The 4,458-nt window shown below is 72.0% G+C and carries 4 protein-coding genes and 1 pseudogene; 1 reads left to right on the top strand and 4 read right to left on the bottom strand.

Features of this window, described 5'->3' with window-relative positions:
- Window positions 1-2,088, top strand: a 2,088-nt coding sequence (locus G3573_RS20285) for a tetratricopeptide repeat protein (protein WP_163263482.1), incomplete at its 5' end; no start/stop codon positions are given.
- On the opposite strand, the gene G3573_RS20290 is transcribed toward G3573_RS20285, so the two are convergent.
- From G3573_RS20290 to G3573_RS20305, 4 genes and pseudogenes are all read right to left on the bottom strand, one after another.
- Window positions 2,063-2,827 carry a hypothetical protein gene (locus G3573_RS20290; protein ID WP_163263483.1) on the bottom strand — a complete coding sequence of 255 codons (765 nt, stop codon included), beginning with the start codon at window positions 2,825-2,827 and terminating at the stop codon, window positions 2,063-2,065. The two genes, G3573_RS20285 and G3573_RS20290, sit on opposite strands and share 26 nt — an antisense overlap.
- An 82-nt stretch (window positions 2,828-2,909) precedes the next feature.
- Complete coding sequence (locus G3573_RS20295) at window positions 2,910-3,452, bottom strand: DUF4402 domain-containing protein (protein ID WP_163263484.1); 543 nt, start codon at window positions 3,450-3,452, stop codon at window positions 2,910-2,912.
- On the bottom strand, window positions 3,452-3,991 hold the full coding sequence (locus G3573_RS20300; protein ID WP_163263485.1) for a hypothetical protein: 540 nt from the start codon (window positions 3,989-3,991) through the stop codon (window positions 3,452-3,454). The genes G3573_RS20295 and G3573_RS20300 overlap by 1 nt, the downstream gene beginning before the upstream one ends.
- Window positions 3,992-4,005: 14 nt before the next feature.
- Window positions 4,006-4,458, bottom strand: a pseudogene (locus tag G3573_RS20305) (hypothetical protein); the annotation flags it as partial.

Consider the following 4,458-nt stretch of genomic DNA (forward strand, 5'->3'; position numbering starts at 1 on the left):
AGCCTGCCCGCCCACGTCCTGGCCGCGCCGCGCGCCGCGGCCGATCCGGCCGTCGCCTGCGCCGACCGCGAGATGGACGCCGCGCCGCGGGTCGCCGCCTGCGACCGCGCGCTGGAGAAAGCCTCGAGCGACGCCGAACGCGCCCGTGCGTACAGCGGCCGCAGCGACGCGCTCTACGATCAGGACAAGTACAAGGCCTCCCTGGAGGACGCCGATAGGGCTGTGGGCCTCGCCCCCGGCGACGCCGACGTCCTGGTCGCCCGCGCCCTGTCCCACCTGGGGCTGGAAGAGGAGGTCGCGGCGATGAGCGACCTCGAGGCGGCGCTGAAGATCAATCCCAAGCAGGCGGAAGGCCTCTACCTGCGCGCCTGGATCTACCACAGCTTCCGCAAGGAGCCGGCCAAGGCGCGGGTCGACTACGACGCGGCGCTCGCGCTGGATCCGAAGCCCTGGTGGAAATTCAGCCGCGGCCAGCTGCGCGCCGAGAACGACGACCCGGCCGGCGCGCTGGAGGACTTCGACGCGGCCCTGAAGGCATTCCCGAAAGACCGGGACGTCCTGATCAACAAGGCCGTCGCCCTGGAGCACCTGGACCGCGCGAACGAAGCGCAAGCGATCTACGAGGCGCTGATGAAGGCGCATCCGAAGGATCCCGAGCCGCCGACCTACCACGCCGTGCTGATGTGGAACCGCAACGAGCTGGACCGCGCCCTGCGCGACGCCGACGCGGCGCTTCGGATCGATCCGAAGCACGGGCGCGCCCATCGCGTCCGCGGCGGCGTCCTGATCGACCTGAACCGCCAAGCCGGGGCGGCCAAGGCCTTCGAGGCCGCGCTGAAGCTGGACGCCAAAGACAACGAAGCGGTCGTCGGCCTGGCCCGCGCCCTGACCGAGGACCACCAGGCCCAGGCCGCCCTGAAGCGCCTGGAGCCGCTGCTCGCCGCCGAGCCGGAGAACCTCGACGCCCTGTTCCAGCGCGCCCGCGCCTACGGCCTGCTGGGCGAGGTCGCCAAGGCCAGGGCGGACTACGACACGGTCATCCGCATCGCGCCCGGCGCCGGGGCCTATTACAACCGCGCCCAGCTGATGAGCTCGTCGGAGGACTGCGACCACGTCGCGGCGCTGGCCGACTACCGCAAATCCGCCGAACTGGACCCGCAGGACCCCGACGCCCTGGTCGCCATCGGCGAGGAGCTGCTGGGTCTGGAGCGCCCGGACGAGGAGCTGGCCAGCTACGACGCGGCCCTCAAGCTCGATCCCAATCACGCCTGGGCGCTCAGCGCCCGCGCCGGCGCCCTGTGGCGCAAGGGCGATCTCGCGAACGCGCAGGTCGCCTACCGCAAGGCCATCGCCCAGGACCCGAAGCGCGCCGACCTCTACCGCTGGATGGGCGGGGTGCTGCAGGAAGCCGGCGATCACAAGGCCGCCCGCGCCGCCTACGACAAGGCGATCGCCCTGGATCCGAAGGACGCGGAGAACTGGACTGCGCGCGCGACGCTGCTGAGCGAAGACGGCCGCGCCGCCGACGCCATCCGCGACTACAGCCGCGCCGTCGCCCTGGAGCCCAAGAACGCCGAGATCCTGGCCGACCGGGCCTGGGTCTGGGTGGCGAAGAAGGACGAGAAGCAGGCCCTGGCCGACTTCGAAGCGGCCATCAAGGCCGACCCGAAATCGGTGTACGCCCTCAACGGCCGCGGCCTGGCCTACTACCGCGCGGAGAAATACGACAAGGCGCTGGGCGACTTCGACGCGGCGCTCGCGGTCGAGGCGGACAGCGACTACGTCCTCTACAACCGCGCCCTCGTGTTCACCGACCAGGGCCGCTACGACCGCGCGCTGCGGGACCTGAACGCCGCCCTGAAGCTGTCGCCCAAGGACGCGAACGCGCTGGGCGCGAAGGGCGAGACTTACCGCCGGATGGGCGACGAAACCACGGCGCTGGAGTGGTTCGACGCCGCGCTGGCGATCAATCCGGACCTGGCGATCGTGCTGTGGCAGCGCGGCTTTGCGAAAGAAGAGCTGGGCGACGCCGCCGGGGCCGCGGCCGACAAGGCCAGGGCGCTCAAGCTCGATCCGTCGCTGGGCTAGCCCCGAACGGGCGCGGCTTCGGCCGCGTCCCTTCGGCGCCGCGGCGGTGCAACGCCAGGGCGTAGAGGAACAGGATCGCGCCGGCCATTTCGCCGCTCTCCTCCAGCGTCGTGACCACGCGGTACGCCTGCTGGTCGGTGGTGTCGTTCTCGAAGAAGCCGCCGGCCGCCATCTCGAAGCCGGCGGCCCCGCCGATGTAGAGGACGGCGGCGAGCAGCATGGTGCGGGCGACCGGCCAGGGCAGGGCCTTCAGGAAGCCGCGATAGGCGAAGGCGCCGGCGGCGCAGACGATCAGCACCGGGATCACCCAGGCCGGATACAGCGCGCCGTGCGTGTCCAGGCTTGCCTGCAGCACGTCGCTCATCCGCTCGTGCAGGCCGATGAACTCGTCGGCCGAGAGCGCCGCGAAGCTGAGGCTGAGGATCGCCCAGTGGGCGAAGAAGCGGTCGCTGGCCAGCCGCGCCTGCTCGGCGATCTCGAACAGCTGGATCGCCGCGCCCAGCAGGACGGCCGACGAGAACCAGGTCGAGAAATTGTATTCGTAGTCGAGGTCCAGCAGCCAGATTCTCTGCGCATCGAGGCTGGGACTGAAGGCCAGAAACAGGTCCTGCCCGGCGCTCAGCGCGACCAGCACGGCCGCCAGCACGCCCAGGCACAGGGGCACGGCGGCGGGGGAGAGGGGACGCGCGCCCGCGCGCGGCGCGGCGGGCGAATACCCCGGGGCGAGGACGTCGCTCATACGGACCTCCGTCAGCTTGACCGTCAGACAGCTGAGCAACTCGCCAAGCGTTGCATTTGATCCGTACCCGGCGCGAGCAGGCCTATTCGTAGGACACGGTGATCGCCGGCTCGGCGTTGAACGTCTGCACCTTGGTCTTGGGCGGCACGGTGACGGTGCCGCCGACCCGGATGGTGTCCTTGCCGTCGGGCCCGATCTGGCCCACGCCCGAAGCGGTCACGTCGCCGCGCACGTCGCTCCAGATGGTGAAGGCGCCGACGGACAGGCCGCCTTGCTCGGTCTTCACCCCCGTCGGCAGGATCACCCGGTAGAGCCGACCGGGCTCCCCGCGGACCGTGGTCAGCGCCGGCCCGAAGGGCGCGCCGTTGCCGAGGTGGGCGTTGACCGCGGTGCGGGCCGGGATCGGCCAAGGCTTCACGGTGACCGTGCCGGTCCCGTGCCCGGCGTCGGTGTGCAGCCGTCCGAAGGCCAGGTCGCCGACATAGGTCACGGTCAGCGGCAGCACGACGGTCAGCCGGCCGGAGCCCTGCTTCGGGGGCGCGGAGGCGGCGCTGGTCGAAACCAGGGCGGCGGCCAGGACCAGGGCGCCGGCCCGAAGGGCGGGGGAGAGGTGTGCGCGGGTCATCAGTTCACGCTCGCAGTGACGTTGTAGCGATAGACGGCGTTTCCGGTCGTGGGGGTCGCGCCGATGGTGACCTCCATCGGCAGGGTGAAGGTCACCGCCTTGCCCTTGCCGGGCGCCCGCACGCTGAAGTCCAGCGAAGGGGCGGGCCCGGTCGTGCCGCTGAGCGACTGGCAGGTCCCGGTGTCGCACTTGATCCCGCTGGCCGTGAACGAGGTGATCGAGGCCCGCGACGTGCTGGCGGCGGTGACGACGATCCGCACGGTGCCGTTGGCGCAGGTGTTGCCGGTTTGAATGTTGCAGGTGACCGTCACCGTGGGGACGCTCGTCCCGGTGTTGGTGATGCGCACCGCCGTGCCGCTGGTGCGGGTGACGACACCGCTCGCGTTTATCGCGAACACGCTGCTGGAGGGGCCGGTCATCACCTTGCCCAGGCTCGGCGCCTCGGCCGAGGGCGAAGCCGACACCGGCAGGGCCTGGCCCGCCGCGCCGGACACGCCGACGGTGAGGGCGGCCAGCAGGCCGAATACGCGTGCTTTCATCGAAGGTCTCCACGTCATCGGGCAGACTCCAGGGCGACGAGGGCGGGCACGCGTCCGGCGAAGCCGCCCTCGGGCGGGATGCGCACGGCCGCGGGCGCGACCAGCTTGAGGCCCAGGCGCTCGGCCTGGGCGGGATCGAGACGGACGGCGAAGTCGCCGGGCGGCAGTCGGTCGAGCACCAGGGTGCCGTCGTGCTCGGTCGAGCCGGCGGCGGCGACGCTCCCGTCGGGCGCGACCAGCTGGACCTGCACGGCGGCGAGGCCCTTGGCCGGCGCGCCCGCGCGTTGCAGCTGGACCTGCACCTCGACCTCGCCCAGCGCGGTGACCGGGAAGGCCACCCGCGTGGTCCGGCCCGCGCGCGGCGCGAACTCGATGACCTCGGCCGGGGCGGCCAGGTACGGGTCGCCGAGCGAATCCGCCGGCACGCGAAGCCGCGCGCGCGGCGCCACGCCCAGGCCGACCAGGGC

The sequence above is a fragment of the Caulobacter sp. 17J65-9 genome, assembly GCF_010975005.1.
Classification (GTDB): Bacteria; Pseudomonadota; Alphaproteobacteria; order Caulobacterales; family Caulobacteraceae; genus 17J80-11.

Excerpts from the sequence above, each read along its gene's own strand:
- G3573_RS20290 (WP_163263483.1), bottom strand. The coding sequence starts at position 2,827 with ATGAGCGACGTCCTCGCCCCGGGGTATTCGCCCGCCGCGCCGCGCGCG.
- G3573_RS20295 (WP_163263484.1), bottom strand. The coding sequence starts at position 3,452 with ATGACCCGCGCACACCTCTCCCCCGCCCTTCGGGCCGGCGCCCTGGTC.
- G3573_RS20300 (WP_163263485.1), bottom strand. The coding sequence starts at position 3,991 with ATGAAAGCACGCGTATTCGGCCTGCTGGCCGCCCTCACCGTCGGCGTG.